At 40.4% G+C, this 21,408-nt stretch carries 16 protein-coding genes and 5 tRNA genes; 2 read left to right on the top strand and 19 right to left on the bottom strand.

What is annotated here, in order from left to right:
- The first annotated feature begins 607 nt into the window (after nucleotides 1-607).
- Nucleotides 608-1,129 carry a Crp/Fnr family transcriptional regulator gene (locus BLT_RS0100300; protein ID WP_017725838.1) on the top strand — a complete coding sequence of 174 codons (522 nt, stop codon included), beginning with the start codon at nucleotides 608-610 and terminating at the stop codon, nucleotides 1,127-1,129.
- On the opposite strand, the gene hmpA is transcribed toward BLT_RS0100300, so the two are convergent.
- The 3 genes from hmpA to BLT_RS0100280 all read right to left on the bottom strand — a co-directional run bounded on the left by hmpA (nucleotide 1,126) and on the right by BLT_RS0100280 (nucleotide 4,070).
- Nucleotides 1,126-2,385: an NO-inducible flavohemoprotein gene (gene hmpA / locus BLT_RS0100295; RefSeq protein WP_017725837.1), complete on the bottom strand. Its 1,260-nt coding sequence runs from the start codon at nucleotides 2,383-2,385 to the stop codon at nucleotides 1,126-1,128. The genes BLT_RS0100300 and hmpA overlap by 4 nt on opposite strands.
- Nucleotides 2,386-2,738: 353 nt before the next feature.
- Nucleotides 2,739-3,257: a hypothetical protein gene (locus BLT_RS0100290; RefSeq protein ID WP_017725836.1), complete on the bottom strand. Its 519-nt coding sequence runs from the start codon at nucleotides 3,255-3,257 to the stop codon at nucleotides 2,739-2,741.
- Nucleotides 3,258-3,422: 165 nt separating this feature from the next.
- Nucleotides 3,423-4,070 (bottom strand): HAD hydrolase-like protein, encoded by a 648-nt coding sequence (locus BLT_RS0100280; RefSeq protein WP_017725835.1) that lies wholly within the window; start codon nucleotides 4,068-4,070, stop codon nucleotides 3,423-3,425.
- Nucleotides 4,071-4,217: 147 nt separating this feature from the next.
- Here BLT_RS0100280 and BLT_RS21105 point away from each other — a divergent pair, with 147 nt between their 5' ends.
- Nucleotides 4,218-5,033: an IS4 family transposase gene (locus tag BLT_RS21105; RefSeq protein WP_236611056.1), complete on the top strand. Its 816-nt coding sequence runs from the start codon at nucleotides 4,218-4,220 to the stop codon at nucleotides 5,031-5,033.
- A 149-nt stretch (nucleotides 5,034-5,182) separates the two neighbouring features.
- On the opposite strand, the gene BLT_RS0100270 is transcribed toward BLT_RS21105, so the two are convergent.
- The 16 genes from BLT_RS0100270 to BLT_RS0100195 form a co-directional block, all read right to left on the bottom strand.
- A complete protein-coding gene (locus BLT_RS0100270) occupies nucleotides 5,183-8,254 on the bottom strand; it encodes a DEAD/DEAH box helicase (RefSeq protein WP_017725834.1) in 3,072 nt (1,023 codons plus the stop codon).
- Nucleotides 8,255-8,445: 191 nt separating this feature from the next.
- The gene (rlmH, locus tag BLT_RS0100265; protein ID WP_017725833.1) at nucleotides 8,446-8,925 is read right to left on the bottom strand and encodes a 23S rRNA (pseudouridine(1915)-N(3))-methyltransferase RlmH; all 480 of its coding nucleotides are present in this window, start codon (nucleotides 8,923-8,925) and stop codon (nucleotides 8,446-8,448) included.
- A 70-nt stretch (nucleotides 8,926-8,995) separates the two neighbouring features.
- On the bottom strand, nucleotides 8,996-9,154 hold the full coding sequence (locus BLT_RS22830; protein WP_017725832.1) for a CxxH/CxxC protein: 159 nt from the start codon (nucleotides 9,152-9,154) through the stop codon (nucleotides 8,996-8,998).
- Nucleotides 9,155-9,910: 756 nt separating this feature from the next.
- Nucleotides 9,911-11,128 carry a S1C family serine protease gene (locus tag BLT_RS0100255; RefSeq protein ID WP_017725831.1) on the bottom strand — a complete coding sequence of 406 codons (1,218 nt, stop codon included), beginning with the start codon at nucleotides 11,126-11,128 and terminating at the stop codon, nucleotides 9,911-9,913.
- 343 nt (nucleotides 11,129-11,471) lie between these two features.
- Nucleotides 11,472-12,266, bottom strand: coding sequence for an MBL fold metallo-hydrolase (locus BLT_RS0100250; protein WP_017725830.1), 795 nt, complete (start codon nucleotides 12,264-12,266; stop codon nucleotides 11,472-11,474).
- Between the two features lie 26 nt (nucleotides 12,267-12,292).
- On the bottom strand, nucleotides 12,293-13,063 hold the full coding sequence (locus BLT_RS0100245) for a two-component system regulatory protein YycI (RefSeq protein WP_017725829.1): 771 nt from the start codon (nucleotides 13,061-13,063) through the stop codon (nucleotides 12,293-12,295).
- The gene (locus BLT_RS0100240; RefSeq protein WP_017725828.1) at nucleotides 13,050-14,402 is read right to left on the bottom strand and encodes a YycH family regulatory protein; all 1,353 of its coding nucleotides are present in this window, start codon (nucleotides 14,400-14,402) and stop codon (nucleotides 13,050-13,052) included. Before BLT_RS0100240 ends, BLT_RS0100245 begins: the two co-directional genes overlap by 14 nt.
- Complete coding sequence (gene walK, locus BLT_RS0100235) at nucleotides 14,399-16,222, bottom strand: cell wall metabolism sensor histidine kinase WalK (protein ID WP_017725827.1); 1,824 nt, start codon at nucleotides 16,220-16,222, stop codon at nucleotides 14,399-14,401. Before walK ends, BLT_RS0100240 begins: the two co-directional genes overlap by 4 nt.
- Nucleotides 16,223-16,930, bottom strand: a complete 708-nt coding sequence (gene yycF, locus BLT_RS0100230; RefSeq protein WP_017725826.1) for a response regulator YycF — start codon at nucleotides 16,928-16,930, stop codon at nucleotides 16,223-16,225.
- A gap of 197 nt (nucleotides 16,931-17,127) precedes the next feature.
- Nucleotides 17,128-18,579, bottom strand: a complete 1,452-nt coding sequence (locus BLT_RS0100225) for a M23 family metallopeptidase (RefSeq protein ID WP_017725825.1) — start codon at nucleotides 18,577-18,579, stop codon at nucleotides 17,128-17,130.
- A gap of 423 nt (nucleotides 18,580-19,002) precedes the next feature.
- Nucleotides 19,003-19,075, bottom strand: a tRNA-Thr gene (locus BLT_RS0100220).
- 144 nt (nucleotides 19,076-19,219) lie between these two features.
- Nucleotides 19,220-19,295: transfer RNA gene (locus BLT_RS0100215), tRNA-Phe, on the bottom strand.
- 86 nt (nucleotides 19,296-19,381) lie between these two features.
- Nucleotides 19,382-19,458: transfer RNA gene (locus tag BLT_RS0100210), tRNA-Asp, on the bottom strand.
- Nucleotides 19,459-19,475: 17 nt separating this feature from the next.
- Nucleotides 19,476-19,550, bottom strand: a tRNA-Glu gene (locus BLT_RS0100205).
- Between the two features lie 214 nt (nucleotides 19,551-19,764).
- Nucleotides 19,765-19,840, bottom strand: a tRNA-Lys gene (locus BLT_RS0100200).
- Nucleotides 19,841-20,046: 206 nt separating this feature from the next.
- Nucleotides 20,047-21,333, bottom strand: a complete 1,287-nt coding sequence (locus BLT_RS0100195; protein ID WP_017725824.1) for an adenylosuccinate synthase — start codon at nucleotides 21,331-21,333, stop codon at nucleotides 20,047-20,049.
- Between the last annotated feature and the right edge of the window lie 75 nt (nucleotides 21,334-21,408).

The raw sequence follows: 21,408 nt of genomic DNA, 5'->3' as shown, positions 1-21,408 counted from the left end.
TACAAATTAAGACAGAACAGTTGTCAAGCCAAGCTCGATGACTGCTCTGTTTCAACTATTCGGAGAAACCGAATAGTTCCCTATTAGAAACCACCCTTTGATGTTTTTCTAAATACTTTATATAATAATTTTCACTACCGTCACATAAATTTTAACTGAATTTTCTATTTTTTTATTTTCTCTTATAAAAATAAAAACGAAGATACCTAAGCAGAGGTAGTGAACATCCATTTTTTTACTATAACATTTGGCGAGGGCAACAGAAACGTGAAAACCTTTATGGAACAGCTTTCCCTGAGATTTTTCGAATCCAGATATGTGCTGATTTCCACGGTGCTGCTTTTAACCACCGACTGATTTGCGCTGTAACGGCAAGCTTTTAGTGAGCTATCAAGAGTGATATAATGTTAATCAGCTAATAAGAGACGCTTCTGATCAAAGCCCACTGGATGAAAATACATTCTTGTCTTAGCGGAAGCTTTTCTAGCGAGCAGAAAGTTTTCACACGCGCTTTAGCGCTTTTTGTGATGCTAAACTTTTTTACTCTTAAAAAAGCGAAATGCCGCAACGTGGTGACCTTCGATTTTTGTACTAATGGAGGCTGTGCATGATATTACACAAAGGTGAGACCTTATTTCGACAAGGAGAATCTGGGCCGCTATACCATCTGAGAAGTGGTTTATTAAAAATTGTTAGGGTACATCAAGACGGCTCTCAAATTTTAGTGAATATTATTGTGCCCGATGAAACAATCCCTCATCATTCCCTGATCAGCCCCAAGCCTTACTACGGTACAGCCGTAGCACTGGTAACATGTGAAATCGACATCCTCTCGGAAATTGAATGGTATCAAGAACTGGAGCAGAATCCGGAGCGATGCCGATCCGTCGCTTTACGGCTGCAAGACAAATTACGAATGATGCAGCAGCGGATCGACCAGCTAACCGAGGTCTCACCAGCAGAAAAACTACGCAAACTTCAATCTTGGTTCCACTCTTATATCGCGCCCGCCACTTTGACGGATGTGCTGACTCAGGAAGAAATCGGACAATTCATCGGGCTTCGCCGCGAGACGATTAATCGGCTGCTGCGCAGCCAATCTGAAACAAAGAAACATCCCCAATCTTAGCTTTGCGGGGCAACTGCCTTCGTCTCATCCCCTTTCGTGTCTTCCAAACTACCGGACGGCCCGAAAAATTCATAATGGATATCAGCCCCATTGACACCCCATTCCTTCAAGAGGCTGTTCACAGTTTTCATAAACGGCACAGGACCGCAGAAGTAGAAGCTCGCCTCTCTTGTCGGAATTACTCTCTGAAGCCAAGGCAAGTCGATATACCCATCTTTATGAAAAGCATTCATCTGCCTATCGCGATCCGTCGGCTTGTCATAGCACCAAAAGACAGTTACTTGCGGTGAGCGGTTAGCAATTTTCTTTACTTCTTGTCTTAGGGCATGGACGTTCCCGTTCCGAGCGGCATGAATAAATGTGATTGGACGATTAGGATTCGTTTCAGTCAGGGTTTTAAGCATACTAAGCAACGGTGTTAGCCCAACCCCTCCGCTAATGAAGACAACCGGTCTAGAGTCCTTCTGATCCAAGGTGAACTCACCTGCAGGGGCTGATAGCCACAGTACATCCCCTTGGTCGACGTGCTCGTGTAAGTAAACGGATACCTTACCTGCAGGCTTACCGGGGACGGCATCCTCCCGTTTGACGGAAATTCTGTAATAAGGTTTGCCCGCAGCATCGGATAAGCTGTATTGACGTATGTGCGTATAAGTTTCTCCCGGTATTTCCATCTTCACACTGACATACTGCCCCGGCTCAAAAGAAGCAATCGCTTCCCCGTCCTGTGGTGCAAGATAAAATGACGTGATCACGTCGCTCTCTTTGACTTTGCGCTCTACTCGAAATGCTCTAAATCCTACCCATCCACCCTTTTGCCTCTCGGATTGTTCATACATCTCGGCCTCGACTCCAATAAAAACATCGGATATTACATCATAGGCCTCCGCCCATGCCTGCAGGATCTCGTCCGTAGCTGCGTCACCGAGAACATCCTTGATCGCAGCAAGAAGATTTTGTCCGACAATGGGATAATGCTCTGCTTTAATGCCAAGACTACGGTGTTTGTGCGCAATTTGTTTCACTACCGGTAAAATCGTCTCAAGCTTATCGATATTTTGAGCAGCCGCATAAACAGCATTGGCAAGAGCGGTCTGCTGTCTTCCTTGGCTTTGATTCGCATGATTAAAAACATTTAACAGCTCCGGATGACGGGTAAACAGTAATTGATAGAACCGTTTGGTGATATCCGTTCCGTACTTTTCCAACACCGGAACTGTAGTTTTTATAATTTGTATCGTTTGGTTATTTAGCATGACAATTTCCTCACTTTCACTTAGTATGACCCAAGTATACAAAGAAGGAAACCTTGTCTTGTGTGATTATGATCACTTCAAATAGCAACGATCTGTGAAAACGGAAAATTTCAGTAGTATTCACTCCCCGTCCGAAAACTTGCCGTTACTTATGGTACGGTTCACCGTGGCGGTTTGAGAGGCAAAAAATAGGCATTGGTGAAGTACCGATGCCTATTTTTATAACTTAATATTCATATAGTAAAATGTTCCTTCTGTTCTTCTGAAAATATTAATTCGAAAAGATTGTTGGCAGCCAGTAATGCCATTTTCATAAATATTGCACTAATACAACAATTATTATTACCATATTATTATAAAATGCTCTCTCTTAACATATATCCGGCAACTGATCCCTTTTCAACCAAAAAGTCTAATAAAATCAAAACCTCTCGCTTTATTCTAACTCCTCTTCTGATTTTTTCACGATTAATATGGATATAACTTTTCACAACATTTTCTAAATAATATATAGTATAATTCTCTAATTTAACATCCCATAAACTTTGGTGTTCTGATAACATTTTTGAAACCCAAGGAATACCACTATTAATAAATTTCTGCCCAATTCCATTCAATAATTTTGCAACTGAATATAAGACTGCCGGTGACTTTCCCATATCCTTTGTGACTTTCATAAAAAATCTTTTGTTTTGATCTTTCAATGTATGCCAATCAGTTGCAGTCTCGTTCCATAATGCATCAGCAAAAAGATAGCTTTTGATGATACGAGAAGTATTGTAACTATATCTCTGGTTATAACCTTCACTGGAAAACTGTATTTCACTCGTCCTATTAAATAAACGAAAGGTAACAAACAGGGGCCAACCCAAAGGGCGGTCCCTGTTTGTTAGTCGTCATTGAGTTTGACATAGAAGAGTCAATATTACTCTTTGGTTGCTGCTAAAAAAGACATTATAAAGGAGTTAGCTTGAGAGATGGAAAAACATCTAAAAGTTAGTTTGAAATGGGAAAGTGAAAATAGGAAATCTTATATTCTATTTAAAGATATTTTTTAATTCAATTAAATCACTTATTACAATTTCGGCATGTGCTAATTCCTCTTCGTTTGAGAAATCAAATTTACATCCTATTGAAATTAAATTGTTATCTGATGCTGCTTTAATATCTGATATGCGGTCACCTACAACTGCACCTTCCGATATCTCGTATTTTTCTTTAATATGATTCACAAGATCAGACTTATTGTATGATTCAATTTGTTCAATGCTGAATGTCTCATCAATAATACTATTTAATTTATATGTATCTACAATTGTATTTAGGTAGTTAACTAACCCATTACTAGCTATAAAAATTTTATATTTCTTTTTCTTTAGATACACTAAAGTCTCAATTGTATTAGGGTAAAGCATGCCTTTTCCAGCCCTAATGTTTATGATTAAACTCTCCAAGAATACGGAATCCATTTCATTTCGAACTTCACTAGAGAAATCTGGTAGCAAAGTTTCCCATACTTTAGGCAAAGGAACACCCATAATTTTACGGTATTCTTTTATGGGTGTTTCGCTAAACCACATTTTTTTATTTCGTAAGTGGTCAAAAGCATCATTAAGTGAAAGCTCTAGTATCATATTGGTTTGAAATAAAGTACCGTCCATGTCAAATATTATTGCTCTTTTCATATTAAAACCTCCGTATTGTTTTACCTTAAGATAATAGTAGGGTTATCAAAAATTTGGTAATTGAACTTCGCTTTAGTTTGCGTGGCCCATTCATTACCCGTACCCCTTTCTAGAATCTCAAGTAGGAGAATTATAGTTTTGTATGAGGTGTTGAAAAAACTCTTTGACTTAGTCGTTTCTAAATGTAATCGAATGACTCGTCGTGCAATGAAACTCCCAAACGGACTTCTCATCGTGGACTCCACAACGATTACGGTTGGGAAAACACGCCTTCCTTGGGCTGTCTATCATGGGGAGCGTTCAGGCATCAAACTACATGTTAGTTATACTCCAAAAACGGACATGCCACTTCAAGTCGTTGAAACGATCGGTCGCTTACATGACGGTCCTGTCGGTGAACAACTTGTTGATTCTCGGTTTGTTATGGTAGAAGACCGTGCTTATTTTAAAATCACACGAATCGACCAATTTGTTTCTGAACACCAAGAGTTTGTCATTCGAATGAAGGAGAATATTGAGATTGTTTGCCCTCATGCTTTAAAACGATTAGAACAGCTAGAATCGCCTGTGACTCGTGACATCACGTGCCAACTTGGAACATCACAATCTCGTTCTGAGAAGCGTCATCGTGTGGTGTTTTTTAAGGATGATGATGGACATGAGATGCGAGTCGTGACCAATTTAATGAATGTGGCACCCGAAGTCATTGCCGACATGTATAAAGCACGATGGAAGATTGAAACGTTCTTCCGTTGGATCAAACAGAACTTGAATGTCCCTGTCCTGTTTGGCACAACTGAAAATGCCGTATTTAATCAACTTTTCGCCGCTCTTATTACCTATGTTTTACTCGGCTTTATACTAAAACATCAGAAAGACAAGTATTTAAAACCGTATCGTTTGTCACGTTCCAACGGCAACTGGTCGGAAACAATTTACCCATTGATTGGCAATCTGAAATGAGCACTTTTTTGAAAAACTACGTCACATTCCAAGGGATAAGTCTGTCTAATTTTGGATAATCAACACTCTTGAAGTGTCCCAAATTTTGAGACACTCTTTACGAATTAATCATATTGTTTTTTAAATAAATTTTCTTCTTAGTTTTCTTACTAAAGTAGAAGATTTTCTCGATAACCTATTTCTTTACGGTCATTTTCATCTATAACTTCTGCTATATTCTCTATAAGAGTAGAATAGTTAGGTTTCTTAGAAAAGCGGTTATAATCACCAATTACATATAACTCTTCTTTAGCCCGTGTAACAGCTACATTTATCAAGTTGGGCTTTGAACAAGACCAGTTAGCTGCACCATCACTATTTTCATCTGTGCCAGTTACTAAATAAACAATATCAGCTTCTTTTCCTTGAAATGTATGAACAGTACCTACTGAATTTTTCAGCCAATCATTTAAAATTTCTTTAGATATATTCATGTTTGTTAATCTCTCTTTTAGAATTTTTTTAATCCCGTCTTTTACTGCAGTAAAAGGAGAGATTATATACGCATTAGGTGGACCTGAAGTTTTTTTCCATAATTCAATAATATGATCTGCCACCAAATCTCCTTGCTCTTTAACAAATTGGCGGTTTATAGCCGAACCTTTACAGTCCAACCATGCGCCCTTTCCTTGTCCCTTTTTGCCTAATACCATTTTATTATCATAGGCTATTTTGTTCGAAATGGAAAACATTGGATTTAAGCACCTTCTATGAACCCATAATGGTGTTCCAACCCTTTGACCATAGCTGTTATACATTCCATACGGATTTGCAGCATCTGCCAAAGTTTGAACTGAAGTACCTATTCCAATATATTTGTCATTTAGATTGAAGTACTTCTTAATATCCCCTAAAATTGTTTTATCAATTGTTACAACAGGCTCAATTTGAATCGGGTCACCTACTACTATCACTTTTTTAGATCTCCAAATGGCTCCTGCTGATTGTTGAGGATTAGCTTGTCCTGCCTCATCTATAAACAAATAATTAATAAAGTCTTCCTCTATACCCTTATACATAGAACTAAAGCTTGCAAAGGTTGTGCTTATCAAAGGGGTAATTAAATGGATAGTTTGCCACATGTTCCTTAGATATTCTCTATGATCCTTATCATTAAGATCTAAATTTGTACGGTTAATTAATAAGCGCAAAGTAGACTTAATTGCTTCAAAATTAAAGGCCAAAATTAACTTATGGATTTTCATGGCCTTTAAAAATAATAATCCTCTATTGAAGTTTAATTCATCTGAAAGCCAAAGGGTATTTAACTGGCGAAACTCGTATGCCTGTTTCGTATTAGACCAATAGTTTTCCTTCGGTAAGATGAGCCCTTGCTTACTATAATAGTTTAACTGTTTTGTAAAAATAGATATTTTCTCTTTTAATTCCTCTACAATTTTGATATCCTCGTGTATTTTTTTACTTATTAAATGTAGTTTATTTCCTTCTTCTTTTAAACGCGTGATAATATCATTAAGTTCATTTTTTAGCTCGTTTTTATTGTCATTTTTGCAAAAGATTCTCTTAAAAAGGGATGGTTTAGGTTGGGAATTAATCTGTTGTTCTGTCAGTTGCTTTTGGCGTTCTAAATGTTTCTTCTCATTCTCTAAATTTATTTGTTCTTGCTCAAGAATAATTAACTGATCCTCTAATGATTTTAGTTGATCAGTATAGGCTTGTATACTCTTAAATTCATCATGAAATTTTTGAAGATTTTCCTTTTTTTGTTGTACATTTTTAAAGATATCTATAAAATCCTTTTTGGCATCTTCCCAATCCTTTATGTTTACTTGTTTACTGTCATGTTCCAATTGTTTAAGAAACGCATTTTCATCGTTATTACTACCATATAATTTCCAACCAAAGGTAGCTATATTATCAGATTTTCCAAGAGCTCCTGAAAAAAGTCCCCATGTATTATCATTGCTACCTAGAAGATCTTTTGCGGAAGATGGATACATTGATAATTCCTTTGCCTCTTTAGCATACAACTCTTCATATTCTTTAAACTTACTTTTAACAGATTGCCGAATAACTTCATCTAGTTTAGGAAGATCCTTTGAAATATTTTCTACTGCACCATTATTACTCGAAGCAACAACCATTGAATACTGACTTAATTTTAAATCCAATAAATAGATCGGATAATGAAAACCTTCTAAATTGATAGTTTTTGTTCTTGTAAATGCTTTGGAGGGGTTATCTAGTTGTATCATTTCTTTTGCTCTTTGAACTACAATGTTTGCAAAGATATCTTTTAATAACGTAGTTTTCCCTGTTCCTGGTGGTCCATTCACAGAACTAACTTTTTTATTCTTATTCAAAATTTGATTTACTGCTACTTGCTGCATTAATGACAATCTGTAATTTACAGGTGACGGCCATCGGCCATCTGGTAGGTTTATGGGCTGTAAAGTTTCTTCAATATATTCTCGGTTCTCATCTATATCCAAGCATTCATCTGTTGGTGTTCCTTCGATAAACCGACGGAGTGTTTCATTTTCTCCTTTTGATAAAATAAGTTCCAAGTCATTTATATAAAAGCTATTAAAATTCTTTGATAATGATTGTTGGTCTGCCTTCATAACTTCAATCTCTAGATAATTTAATGAACTTTTATCTAATTGATGAAAATACTTCTTGTAAACTTGTTGAATCAAAAGTAATGATTCCTCTGTTACTCCATTAGTAAAAACGGTTTGTGCTTGTTCTTCAAATAATTGCATTTGATTCCAAAAAGGGGTCTTTAATTCCCCATAAGGTACATTAGAGGTTTCTTTCATGATTTTCATAACATACATTAAAAAAGGAACAAACATTGAATCTTTTATATAATTCCCATTGCTATCCACCAAAAAAGAAAGACTAAATAATGTTTTATGATCCTTATTAATAATCTCATCGTCATTTTTAAAAATATCACGCATAAAACTGACAAGTTTGTGGTGCTCGAAACACGCTAAGTAATAACGGAATTGGACTTGATGTTTTTTACTATCTTTTACTTTATCGATCTTCCAAGGATTTTCATTTAGTTTTACCAACCGCGTTCGGCTTCGATTTTTATTATCTTTAAAGTAACGCTTTTCCAAAACTTCTCCCTTACCTGTAACTTCACTTGGTGCTAAAGCTTCAACTAAGTGCCAAGCTTTCAACACCGACTCTAATTTCGTTTTGTCCATCTTTTCACTCCCACAATATTACAAAATCTTAAGTTTAATGATATCATAATCAGAATTTGTAAGGTTGCTGAATGGCTATAAAAAAGAACAAGCTTTACAATAAAGCTTGCCTCAAATGTATATCAATTAGAATCCTCTAAGTTTCTTTATTATATCAATCTCTATCTTTAGTTCCTTTTTTGTATTTACCATCACTTATGGTACGGTTCTCCCCTCATAATCCGAAACGCTCGGTATACCTGCTCCACGAGAATTAACCGCATCAGCTGGTGCGGGAAGGTCATTTTTGAAAAGGAAAGCTGTTCATCCGCTCGCTTTAGCACGTCTTCACTTAAGCCTAGTGAACCTCCGATAACAAAGGTGATTTTGCTTTTTCCATAGGTGGCAAGATTATCGAGGTTGGCTGCTAGTTGCTCAGAGGTGAGCATGCGCCCTTGGATAGCGAGAGCGATAACGTGGCTGTCGGGGTGGATTTTGGTAAGAATGCGTTCTCCTTCCTTTTGTTTGACCTGCTCCATTTCGGTGTCGCTCAGTTGTTCTGGTGCTTTTTCGTCTGGCACTTCCACAACCTCGATTTTTGCATACGCACTGAGACGCTTTATGTATTCTTCGATCCCTTGTTTTAAGTATTTTTCTTTTAGTTTTCCGACCGTGACGATTGAGATATTCACAGGACTTTTCCACCTTTTCTTAAAAGTTATCCCCAACACTTATCCACATATCAACAATGTAGATAACAAATTATTTTGAAATGCGATAGTTAGCTGGCTTTTCACAGAATGAACAACTTGTGGATAACTGTTCCTTTGCTGGGATCATCTCTATGACAGGTGCGGCTTCATGTTCATCAATGATGATGTCCATTGCTAGATCAATATGCTCTTCACAGCTTACATACATTCTTATTCCCGTCCTTTCGTATTCGGCTTTTATTATAGCATAGTCCCTTATCCACTGTGGGTAATTCCTAAATAGCTTTGCTTTTGTTTCCTGTGAAAAAAGTTATGGCGCACAAGAAAACATTCTTGTTTTTCATCGTTTGAACTCCCCATTAGAGATTTTTTTAAAACGGACATGAAATTCTCTTTATTTACGAAAAAGCTCTCTTGATTTTAACGGATCCGGACTCAGGCTCCCTTATTCAGTCAATATTCCTGTCAAATATCCATATTTTCCGCAAATAGCGAATCAGTCCACTTCTACCATACAAACATATCTTTTTTCTTAAATAAAGGAACCTGTGTCCGCTTCAAAAGCGACAAGCTCTCAACTCTTGAAAGGGAAGCATAAATTGGCTTTTCATCAAGCCCTTTCTAGCGAAAATCTACCTTGCATTTATACTCAGCACTTCAAATTTTTAACGACGTTGTTAAAATCCGTTGTCTTAACGCACAAAAAAAGCAGAGGATTTCTCCTCTGCTTGGGGCTGGGACAAAAGAGTTTTTATTGATAAGAACTCCGAACGTCATGATCGTTAATGCATAGCATTCGCTTCGGAAATATACTTCCCGTTCCGCGGACGGATGGTGAGATCCAACCGTGCGCCAACTACGAGGAGGCTCACCAGCAGGAGTCTACGTATATTTTCTTCGCTAAGATTGTGCATTGTGCGCATTTTCAATCATACACGTTCGTTATGTCCCAGCCTCATCTCAATTATGAGCTTTGTTGTTCAGCTAGCTGTAAGGTAACAGTTGCTCGTTTGCCATCACGATAATAGACGACTTCGATTTCTTCACCGATGCTTTTTTCTGTATATAAGTACTTACGAAGCTCATGTCCATCCTCCATTGGTTCACCATCAATCTCAACGATAACGTCATACTCCTTAAGACCTGCTCGTTCTGCTGGAGACATTGGTGAAACACTTGTAATGACAACACCTGTCGTTACATTGTTCGGAAGCTTCAACGTCTCTTGCCAGTGGTAGCTTGGAATTTCACTTAATGAGCGGAATCCAATACCCATTTGTGGACGTTGTACTTCACCAAAGCGCTCTAAATCTTCAATTGCTGGAACCGCAATCGCTGTAGGGATCGCAAAGCCAATTCCTTCAACCGCACTTTCAGCAATTTTCATGGAATTAATACCAATGACCTGACCTTGAACATTTAGAAGGGCACCGCCGCTATTACCTGGATTAATGGCTGCATCTGTTTGAATAACTTCCGCATGCCAATCAATTTGACCATCTCCATTTAAATCCACCGGGATGCTTCGTTCGGTACCAGAGATGATTCCTTGTGTTACAGAGCTTGAAAAACGTAATCCTAATGGGTTACCAATCGCAATGGCCGGCTCTCCGACACGTAGTAAGCTTGAATCACCAAATTCAGCTACCGTGTCAACCTTCTCCCCATCAATTTCAAGAACCGCTAAATCTGTGAAAACATCGGCACCGAGAACTTCAGCCGGTACTCTTGTTCCATCGGCTAAGCTAACTTCAACTTCCGTCGCCCCTTGAATGACGTGGGCATTCGTTACCACAAAAGCCTTTCCTCCAGCCTTTTTATAGATAACGCCCGAACCTGTTCCTTCGCCACCTTGCTCAGACCAAAAGCTTGATTCTCGTAGGTTAATGACGCCAACAACCGCATCGGTTACTTTTTCAACCGCTTCTGAGACGTCAGAGTTGACCGAGTAGTTAACCGTTTGTTGAATCCCATTCTGAGGTGATGCATTGTTTAAAGATGGCTGCTGAGTCCCTATATCATAGGGGAGCCAGCCCAAGTTTGAAAGGAGCGGAGCGGAAAAAAGAACAATGAGACCGCCAAGAACAGCACCTGTAAAAGCCGATAGTCCGATTGTTCGCTTACTACCCTTTTGTTTTATTTTTTCACCAGTTTCTTCAACATGGTCATCATAATAGCCCATGACCTATTCACCATCCTTATAAAAAAAGAATGAATTACGAACTTCTATCTTTATTATATCGACACTAAAAAAGAAAGCTACCATCAGCTCTCTGTTTCGATAATTTTTTATACTTCTTATAGAATTGCCAACAATATTGACGCTTAGACATAAAAAATTTCATATCATTTTGCTACAATGATAAGAATAGTGTTGGTCAGCCGTGACAGGTGCTTGAAGCGCTGGCTCGATAACGTTTTCTGTTTTCGTATGCGACCTCTAAGCCACTGGCTCCTGAAGCTAGATACCATCGAATTTGTCCTTTTTTATCAATTGAAAAAAGACCCTTGAAAAAGGGCCTTTCCTATACGACTGCCAAAGGTGTTGGCTTATATGGATCCGTATCATAAAGCTCAAATTGTTCGCCAACGGCAAGGCCTTCCTGCTGTAAAATTTGTTCGACGGTCAGCCGCGCTAAGTCCTTCATGTTGTTATCTAGACTTAGGTGGGCGAGGTAGATCCGACTTGTTCGGTCTCCTATCACATCCGCTAGAGCAAGGGCCGCATCTTCGTTTGACACATGGCCCACATCACTTAAGATTCGCCGCTTCGTATTCCAAGGATAGCGCCCCATTCTCAGCATGTTCAAGTCATGATTTGCCTCAAAAATCAGCATGTCCGCATCCTTGATCGTTCCTTTGATGCGCTCGCTTACGTAGCCCATATCTGTCGCAAGGACAAGCTTTTTTCCCTGATGATGAAACACAAAGAACATTGGCTCTGCCGCATCATGAGATACACCAAAGGATTCCACCTCAAGGTCCGCAAATGTTTTAACCTCTCCCATTTTGAAGACAAATTTTTGGTCCGTTGAAAGGGTGCCAAGCGCTTGCTCCATGGCGTTCCAAGTCTTTTCATTTGCATAGATAGGCAGGTTATACTTTCGGGCCATAATGCCCACACCCTTAATATGGTCGCTATGCTCATGAGTCACGAGTATTCCATCCAATTGAGTGGGATCACAATTTGCTTTTTGAAAAAGCTCGTCCATTTTTTTCCCGCTCAAGCCAGCATCGACGAGCAGTCGCTGCTTCTCTGTTTCAACATAGACAGCGTTCCCCGTACTCCCGCTTGCTAAAACACTAAACCGTAAAGTCATCTCCGTTCACTCCAGTTCCACTCCGTTTACGTCAACTGCTGTATCGACCATTCGATTGCATTGACTAAGTAAATCTCGTCATCAACACCAATCCGCCACATCGGCGCAAACACTTGTACATCACCTTGAGGACTAAAAAAGCTATAATAGCCAAACTCAACGGTTGTAATCGTGTCATTCATCCCGATAATATGGTCATTCATAAGAACTTCAATTGCTTTTAAGCTCGAAAGCATTTCATGTTCTCGACCGTGCTGAGAAAATTCTAGCAATGATTGCTGATAGCCAACGATTTGCTGTTCATCATCTAACTGCAGAATTAGCTGATCATCTTCATACGTGTACGTCGTCTTTCCTTCGTAATTTTGATAGAGATGAAGCTGCTTCAGATTGCTGTCCCATTCCCCAATCCGGTACTCGCTCCCATTTTTTACGTATGTATTTAGAAACGTTTGAATCTCCATCGTTTGATTTTCTTCTGAAAGTGGATAGGGCTCATCAAGAACCGATACAAGCGTGCCATCCTCTTTAATTTCAACCTCTTGATTTCCTAAATTGGCGACCATTTCCTCGGTCCAAGGAATTGTCTTTCCAATAACATGAACCCCTGGCAAGGAAACCTCAGGTAAATCAATTGCAATCGTCACTTGATTCTCATCTAATCGCTCTTGAATGGTCGCCTCTGTGATCATGCTCACCTGATTGGCATTATCTTTTTCAATTAATTGCCACGTTAAAAAGACATTAAGAAAGAGGAAGGTAATAATAAAAATCGTTTTTGCTTTATTCCAATTCATTTGTCTCCCCCTCACCGTCAGGATCGACATCAAATGTGACCTTTTCCCACCGATTATCATAGAGAACAAACCAAAACGGCTCTGCTATCACATGACCTGGCTTTGACATCTCATAGCCGATCGTGATTTTCTCTAATCGTCGCGGATCAAAAAATTCCGATTCTTCTAGCCAGCTGATCACAGCTTCACCAGAAGGTAAGGTTTTTCTACCTACCCCCTCAATCGGTTGGTTATCAAGGTCAAACATTGGACGAACGTAGCCGGTCGTCTGATTTCCAGATCGAGTCACTTCTAACGTCATTCGATCAAAGCCTTGAAAGCTTAACACTGGATAGCCATTCAGCTTGAGACGAAACGAAGCAACATCTCGCAAGTCACTCGTATTCCAGTCATCAAGATAATAGTCATCGGTCCAGCCACCGTGATTATTAATGAATTCAAAGCTATTTTGCACAACATGCTTTCCGCTGCGTTCCTGTGTGTCGCTATAGACAGGATTGTTGTATTCCATGAAATTTCCGTTATCGTGCTGATTGATGATTCGGCTTCCATCCGTGTAGGATTCTTCTCCATTCGTTTGTCGATAGTGCTTTACCGCATGAGGGTCGCTGAAAAGAGCTTGCATAAAGTCTAAAGGCTCAAGCATTGTCGTCGTATACGATAAGGCACGAACATCGATTTCCTCTGTTGGTACGTAGAGTTTTTTTTGAAAGTGCGTTCCTGCTCGCAACATCGTCGCAGGTATAAAATCACCCATGCTATTTAAGTAATCTTCTTCAAATTCCAAAACAGACAAAGTCGTGTCTGCTTCAATGATACGGTCACCATGATCTCCATCATTATAGGAAAGAAGCTGCATTTGAACACGCTCTTCATCTTCACCGATATACAGGAAGAGACGATCAATTTTTGCGAGTGGCAGGTTAAACTCTTCTTCTTCCATCCCTAACAACGTTATAAACAGATCAGAAGGAATCGCCGTTGGATAAATAATTTCCACGCCACTCCCTACACCTTGTTTCGGAAACTGACCGGCTGCAAGACCTAGCTCAGAAAGCTCACTTTCATATAAGCGCTCCATCAGTGCATAGAACGCCTCATCATTCGGCGGCACGAGGGCGGTGCTACCCTCATGTCCGTGAACAACGATGGACTCTGGCTCAATGACTTCCTCAAGCCTCCGCTCCTCACTCATTGCTGCAACAGGGGCATACCGTTCATCACTATCAGGATCAAGCAGGGCATAGTCAGGCTGAAACGTCCAAAGCTGCCAGGTTAATACAGCGCTTAAGGCGACCAAGCCAATTAACGCGACGGTTTTGATCTGTTCAAAATTCATGACTCCTCCCCCTTGAATGTTGAGTACGGTAGAGTGAAATAGATCGTTGTCCCTTTCCCATACTCACTTTGGACCCAAATTTCCCCTCCGTGGGTGTGAACAAGCTCCTTTGCAATTGCTAAACCAAGGCCCGTGCCACCGACACTCCGCGCTCTTGCCTTATCCACACGGTAAAAGCGGTCAAAGATTTTTCCTTGGCTTTCTCTCGGAATCCCCATCCCTTCATCTGAAACACTCACGCGAACATTATGTCCTTGATGAAGCAGCGTCACCGTAATATTTCCACCTTCAGGCGAGTATTTCATTGCATTGGAGATGATATTATCAAGGACTTGCGTCAGCTTGTCTCGGTCAATTTCTACATATGTCTTGTGCTTCGTAATTTTTCGGATAAAGTGGATGTTCTTATCTTTTGCCACAATTTCAAATCGGTCGATAATCTCATGTAAATATTGAGCTAAATCAACCCAAGTAAAGGAGAGCTTGTAATCACGGCTATCAATTTTTGATAATTGCAGCAACGCATTCACAAGGCGAATCATCCGTTCTGTCTCATCCTGGGTGACCTTTAAAAAACGCGGACCAAGCTCAGGATCGGACATCACTCCGCCTTCAAGAGCCTCTAAATAGCTTTTCATTGTCGTTAAAGGTGTCCTTAATTCGTGCGATACGTTCGCTACAAACTCGCGGCGGTCTTGATCAATCTTTTCTTGCTCCGTCACATCATGAAGAACCGTAATTAACCCATTTACAGGGCCATCTTCCTCTTGAATGACAGAAAAGCTTGCTTGAAGCAAATAATCCTTATCATCATCACTAAAATCAAGAAGGACCGATTCGGAATAGTCATACAAGTCATAAATGGCATACGTTTCATCTAGCCGAAGAACATCCGGTAGCGATTGACCCATTGCTTTTTCACTCTCAATGCTAAGCAGCTCTTCTGCTCGCTTGTTCATGAGGATAATTTTCCCGTCCTGATCGGTCGCAATCACCCCATCGGTCATATGGGTTAAAACGGAACGTAGCTTTTTTTGTTCTCGATCTCGCGTCAACGTTGCTTCTTTGAGCTTCATCGTTAAATCATTAAAGGACATGGCTAGCTGACCAATTTCATCGGTGCTGTAGACATTGACCTTTCGAGAAAAGTCTCCATATCCCATACGTAACGCTTGCTTCCTCATATCTAAAATTGGAGCCGTGATCGTACGGGCAAGCAGGATCACCAACACTGCCGTAATTGCTAATGCAATAAAGGTTCCACTTGCTAGGATGTTGTTAATTTCTTGCATTTGGTCATAAATTTCTTCAATGGACGCCTCAATGTAAATCGCTCCAACGGTGACATCATCGACGGTTTTAATCGGAACGGCTAACACCCGCATCCGATTTCCGGTTTGCGGGTCTCGAAGTACCGCTTCATATGGCGTTCCAACCAAGGCTCGCTTCACACGAACTTCCGTGCTTTGCTGGCCAATAATATGACGGTTTTGAAAGCTTGATGTAGCCAAAACGACTCGGTTGCTATTTATGACTTGAACTTCTGAATTCTCAATGGAGAAAAAATCACGGAGCAAGGTGTTAATCTCCGCTGTTAATGCACTCTGATCCTCCTGAGGTGTCGCAAGCTCCTCTGCTAGATTATATGCCAACAAGTCAGCCCGATCCTCAAGCATTTCAAAATGGTTTTCCACAAGTTGGTCCTCAAGCTGTCTTGTAAAGTAGACGCTTATAATTTGCATGGCGATTAAGATCAACAAGACATAAATAATAATCAGCTTAAATTGAATCGATTTGAAAAAACCAACCTTTCGTTCCATTTACACGTTCTCCTGATCAGGGTGCCGCAAATAGTACCCTACGCCTCTCCGCGTAATAATCCATGTTGGATAGCTTGGATTGTCTTCTACCTTTTCACGGAGTCTGCGAACTGTTACATCAACCGTTCGCACATCCCCAAAATAATCATATCCCCATACCGCTTGCAGCAAATGTTCGCGGGTCATGACCTGTCCTAAATGCTTTGCGAGATAGTGAATCAATTCAAATTCACGATGAGTGAGTTCAATGGACTCGCCTCGCTTTTTGACAAGATAGGCCTCAGGATGAATCGTTAAATCACCGACAGCAATTTCCTTATAGGAAGGCTGCTCTTCACCTGTATTTTGTGTACGGCGTAGGTTTGCTTTCACACGTGCCAACAGCTCTCTTGTGCTGAATGGCTTCGTCACATAGTCATCTGCTCCTAACTCAAGCCCTAATACTTTATCAATTTCTGAATCCTTGGCTGTAAGCATAATAATCGGCATATCAAATTGTTTACGAACCTCCCGACAGACTTCCATCCCATCTTTATTCGGGAGCATAATATCAAGAAGAATTAAATCTGGCTTTTCCTTATGAACGAGCTCAATGGCCTCTGCCCCGTCATAGGCACAAACAACATCAAACCCTTCCTTTTCTAAGTTAAACTTTAAAATATCAGCAATCGGTTTTTCATCATCTACTACTAGAATCCGTTTATCCATGTAACATCCGCTCCGTTTCAACAGTGCTCTCTTCATTTTAACACAAGTATAAAAACTCTGTTGCTTGTTTCCAATAGGTTTTCATTTACATTCTCTCTTCCTTTGCCACTACAGAAACCTGTATGAACTCCTAGACAGCATGGAACGTATACTTTCTTTCCTTTTAAAAATACCTCCGGTTTCCCGGAGGTAATCTTTTAGTTTAAGTAATCCATTGGATTTTTAAGCTGTCCGTTTTGATAAACTTCAAAATGAAGGTGAATGCCTGTTGAGTTTCCAGTTGAACCCATGACACCTATCTTTTGCCCTTGTGTCACTGTTTGACCAACACGAACATCAATGGAACGTAAATGAGCATAGAGAGTTTCCATCCCATTATTATGATTAATGCGAACCATGTTTCCATACCCACCGCTAGTGCCAGCAAACGTCACCTTTCCATTATCCGCAGCAAGAATATTGTAATTGCTTGGTCTTGCAATATCAATCCCTTTGTGGAATCGTCCCCAGCGTTCTCCCTGATAGCTTGAAATGTATCCACCAACTGCTGGCCAACTAAGGCTCCCTGTTCCTCGTGATGGCATTTCCTTTGTCCCTTTTACGATAATTTTTTTCACAGGTTCTTTTACGATCTCAACGTTTGTTTTTTCACGATGGATGGTCTCACCACTCTTTTTGACAATCGTGTAATCAACAATCCGTGTACCCTTCGCTCCTTGCTGGGTAACCCTTTGTTCCCCTTTCCATAAGGAGTCATCCTCTTTGACTTCCGTTTCGTACAAAATCGCCTCTTCGACTTTCCGCAGCTCAGTGATTTTCACTTCCGTCACTGGCTCGTAAGCCATCACTGTTATCTCTTGCCCAATTTGGAGGATGCTATCCTCTTTCAATTCAGGATTTAAGCTAAGAAGGTCGTTCATCGTTAAATCATGTGCATGTGCAATCGAACCAAGAACATCCCCTTCCTTTACCTGATAGATCTGTTCCTTTCGAACACCTTTGTTTAGTGCCTCCACAGCCTTTTTTGGAGAAAGCACTGCCTGTGGCTCAATTAGCACCTCTTTAAGCTCGATTTCTTCAGTGAGTTCAATATTTTCCGTAAATCGCTCTCCCACCTCTAGTTGCGGTGTTGCCTCTTCAACTTGACGATTCAAGAATGCCTCAAATTGCTCATCACTTGTATATTGCACAATAAAGTCTTTCAAGACATCCTTTGCAGCTTCCTCACCATTTACATAAAGAATAGCATCTCCATTTACTTCAAGCGCTGTTGCTTTTGCTTTGACAGAGAGCAAAGCTTCTAGCTTCTCAAGCGTTTGTGCCTGATTTGAACTCACTCTGGTGTCAAATACCATTTCAGGGATGATTTGAATCCTTTCTTCTATTTGAAGTGAGAGATCAGGATACTCTTCCTTATATGTATCCACTAAGGCTTCGGTTAGGTTCGTAAAAGCTTTCTTTTCTTCCAAACTACCAATATGATTTCCATCTACATAGACATGATAGACGGTTTCTAATGTTGAGTCTGCTTGCACACTTCCTGCGTTTCCTGCAACAATTAAAATGGTTCCTGTCACTGCGGCAAGCATCCGCTTTCGAAAGAGGTGTGAAGGCAACTGGTGCATCACACGTTTCAGCAACCGCTTCATCCGTTTGTCCTCCTCAAGTGCTTTCCTGATCTTTTCTGTAAAAGGGACGGAGCTTCAATTCAAGTTGATAAAACAATGAAGTCCTTCCAATCACGGTGGTTTCTATCGTTCAACAATTTTTTTATAGCTAAAATACCATTTACAACCTTTCCTATTTTAGCATATGGGCCATTTAAACGGACAAAACGTCATTAATTGATAAGAGATTGTAATGTTCTTGTTACGATAATAGGGTATGAACTGGAAATGAAGTGACAAAACGTCCCTTTTCCTCGGAAAACACTAGAGCTCGACAATAGGATGAAAAAACGTTCATGGATGTTTTATCCATAAAAAAATGGACTGCTTCTTCCTTCAAGCAGTCCCAAAAAAATCTTAACAAATTAAAAAAACGTGCAAATCTGCACGATACGTTTTAAAGAGTGCCGGCCAGAGGACTTGAACCCCCAACCTACTGATTACAAGTCAGTTGCTCTACCAATTGAGCTAGACCGGCGTAGTATTGAAAGATGCAAACTCTGATTCGTTGTCTCTTCTTCTGTAAGAAGAGCTTTGGCGCTTAGGTGTCGAGACAAGTCGCAGTCCATTCAGCGATGTAACGCTTCTTACTCTACCAATAGAACCAAATCAAAAAGATCAATGGTGGCTCGGGACGGAATCGAACCGCCGACACATGGATTTTCAGTCCATTGCTCTACCAACTGAGCTACCGAGCCATAATAAAAATTATTTAAAGTATGTGATACTCACGTATTGAGATAAGCCCTGTTTCTCGGCTTTTCCTCTTACTATGTAAGTAAAATGGCGGTCCGGACGGGACTCGAACCCGCGACCTCCTGCGTGACAGGCAGGCATTCTAACCAACTGAACTACCGGACCAAAACAATGAAATAAAATGGTGACCCGTACGGGATTCGAACCCGTGTTACCGCCGTGAAAGGGCGGTGTCTTAACCGCTTGACCAACGGGCCATTCACAAACATCAATCACAAACAATGTGAAGTTCGTCTTGCTACCTCTTTACTTCCGTACTACACGGAGAATTTTAGGTGAGAGGCCTTGCTTCTTGAAAATGGTGAGCCATGAAGGACTCCGACGCGAAGCTAGTCCTGCTGCTACCTCATCGATTTACTTCCCTGCTGCACTGGGAACCGTAGGTGAGAGTCCTGAACTTCATTGTATAAATGGTGAGCCATGAAGGACTCGAACCTTCGACCCTCTGATTAAAAGTCAGATGCTCTACCAACTGAGCTAATGGCTCTAGATTAAACGAAGCGAAGCTTACAAGCCTTGTGGCGAGCAACACTCGTTCTTAACGACAAGGATTATAATAACATAGAAGTTTAGGTAGTGCAACTACCTTTTATTTTTTCTTTAAAATTATTTTCAGAGAGTATTGTCCTATTTAGGATATCGGAAATCTAAGAGGAGCGCAAGGGGGTTCCTTGCGTTCCTCCAAATAATCGATTAGGCAAACACACCACGGACAAGATTTGTTTGATTTCGATCTGGTCCTACAGAGAAAATCGTTAAAGGAATTCCCGTTAATTGGGAAATACGCTCAATGTAATGACGCGCGTTCACAGGTAACTCATCAAGTGATTTCACCCCTGTGATGTCCTCATCCCAACCTGGGAGCTCTTCATAAACAGGTTCACATTCAGCAAGAACCTTCAAGCTTGCTGGGAACTCTTCAATAATTTCACCTTTGTATTTGTAGGCTGTACAAATTTTCAAAGTTTTAATGCCCGTTAATACGTCGATGGAGTTTAGAGATAGGTCAGTGATTCCGCTTACTCGGCGAGCATGTCGTACGACAACACTATCGAACCAGCCCACACGACGAGGACGACCTGTCGTTGTACCATATTCATTTCCCACTTCACGAATTTGATCACCAATTTCATTATGAAGCTCTGTTGGGAAAGGACCATCCCCCACACGCGTCGTATATGCTTTTGACACACCGACAACATGATGGATTTTAGATGGACCGACACCTGAGCCAATCGTTACTCCACCTGCAATCGGGTTTGACGAAGTAACAAATGGATACGTACCTTGGTCAATATCAAGCATAACCCCTTGGGCTCCTTCAAAAAGGACACGACGGCCTTCATCTAATGCATCATTCAAGACAACAGATGTATCACATACGTACTTAGCAATTTGCTGGCCATACTCAAAGTATTCATCAAGAATCTCTTCTTTTGTAAAACCATCCACCTCATAATATTTTTCAAAGAGACGATTTTTCTCGCTAAGGTTACGCTCTAGCTTTTCTTCAAACACTTCTTTATCTAAAAGATCGGCAATCCGAATACCAATACGTGCAGCTTTGTCCATATAGGCTGGGCCGATGCCTTTTTTCGTTGTTCCAATTTTGTTTGCGCCTTTTCGCTCTTCCTCAACAATATCAAGCTTTAAGTGATAAGGAAGAATCACATGAGCACGGTTGCTAATACGCAAATTACCCGTATCCACATTCCGCTCGTGTAAGTAGGCTAACTCTTGGACGAGGGCCTTTGGATCAATAACCATTCCGTTTCCTATCACACAAATTTTGTCATTATAAAAAATCCCTGAAGGAATTAAATGCAGCTTATATTTTTCTCCCCCGAAAACGATCGTGTGCCCCGCGTTATTTCCACCTTGGTAACGGGCAACCACTTCCGCTTTTTCAGAAAGATAGTCTGTGATTTTTCCTTTTCCTTCGTCGCCCCATTGGGTACCAACTACAACTACTGATGACATCTCGTGCACCTCCGCCTCGGACGTTCGTCGAACCGAGTTAATTAACAAAAACCCTCAAACAGTATACCAATCATC

It is taken from the genome of Halalkalibacterium ligniniphilum (genome assembly GCF_000334155.1).
GTDB classification, from domain to species: Bacteria; Bacillota; Bacilli; order Bacillales; family Bacillaceae_D; genus Halalkalibacterium; species Halalkalibacterium ligniniphilum.
Note: the sequence above shows the minus strand (reverse complement) of the source record. Positions and strands in the feature narration are given on the sequence as shown.

Coding starts and splice junctions, on each gene's coding strand:
- BLT_RS0100245 (WP_017725829.1), bottom strand. CDS start 13,063: ATGAATTGGAATAAAGCAAAAACGATTTTTATTATTACCTTCCTCTTT.
- BLT_RS0100300 (WP_017725838.1), top strand. CDS start 608: ATGATATTACACAAAGGTGAGACCTTATTTCGACAAGGAGAATCTGGG.
- BLT_RS0100270 (WP_017725834.1), bottom strand. CDS start 8,254: ATGGACAAAACGAAATTAGAGTCGGTGTTGAAAGCTTGGCACTTAGTT.
- yycF (WP_017725826.1), bottom strand. CDS start 16,930: ATGGATAAACGGATTCTAGTAGTAGATGATGAAAAACCGATTGCTGAT.
- BLT_RS0100240 (WP_017725828.1), bottom strand. CDS start 14,402: ATGAATTTTGAACAGATCAAAACCGTCGCGTTAATTGGCTTGGTCGCC.
- hmpA (WP_017725837.1), bottom strand. CDS start 2,385: ATGCTAAATAACCAAACGATACAAATTATAAAAACTACAGTTCCGGTG.
- BLT_RS22830 (WP_017725832.1), bottom strand. CDS start 9,154: ATGTATGTAAGCTGTGAAGAGCATATTGATCTAGCAATGGACATCATC.
- BLT_RS0100280 (WP_017725835.1), bottom strand. CDS start 4,070: ATGAAAAGAGCAATAATATTTGACATGGACGGTACTTTATTTCAAACC.
- walK (WP_017725827.1), bottom strand. CDS start 16,222: ATGGAACGAAAGGTTGGTTTTTTCAAATCGATTCAATTTAAGCTGATT.
- BLT_RS0100250 (WP_017725830.1), bottom strand. CDS start 12,266: ATGACTTTACGGTTTAGTGTTTTAGCAAGCGGGAGTACGGGGAACGCT.
- BLT_RS0100255 (WP_017725831.1), bottom strand. CDS start 11,128: ATGGGCTATTATGATGACCATGTTGAAGAAACTGGTGAAAAAATAAAA.
- BLT_RS0100225 (WP_017725825.1), bottom strand. CDS start 18,579: ATGAAGCGGTTGCTGAAACGTGTGATGCACCAGTTGCCTTCACACCTC.
- BLT_RS0100195 (WP_017725824.1), bottom strand. CDS start 21,333: ATGTCATCAGTAGTTGTAGTTGGTACCCAATGGGGCGACGAAGGAAAA.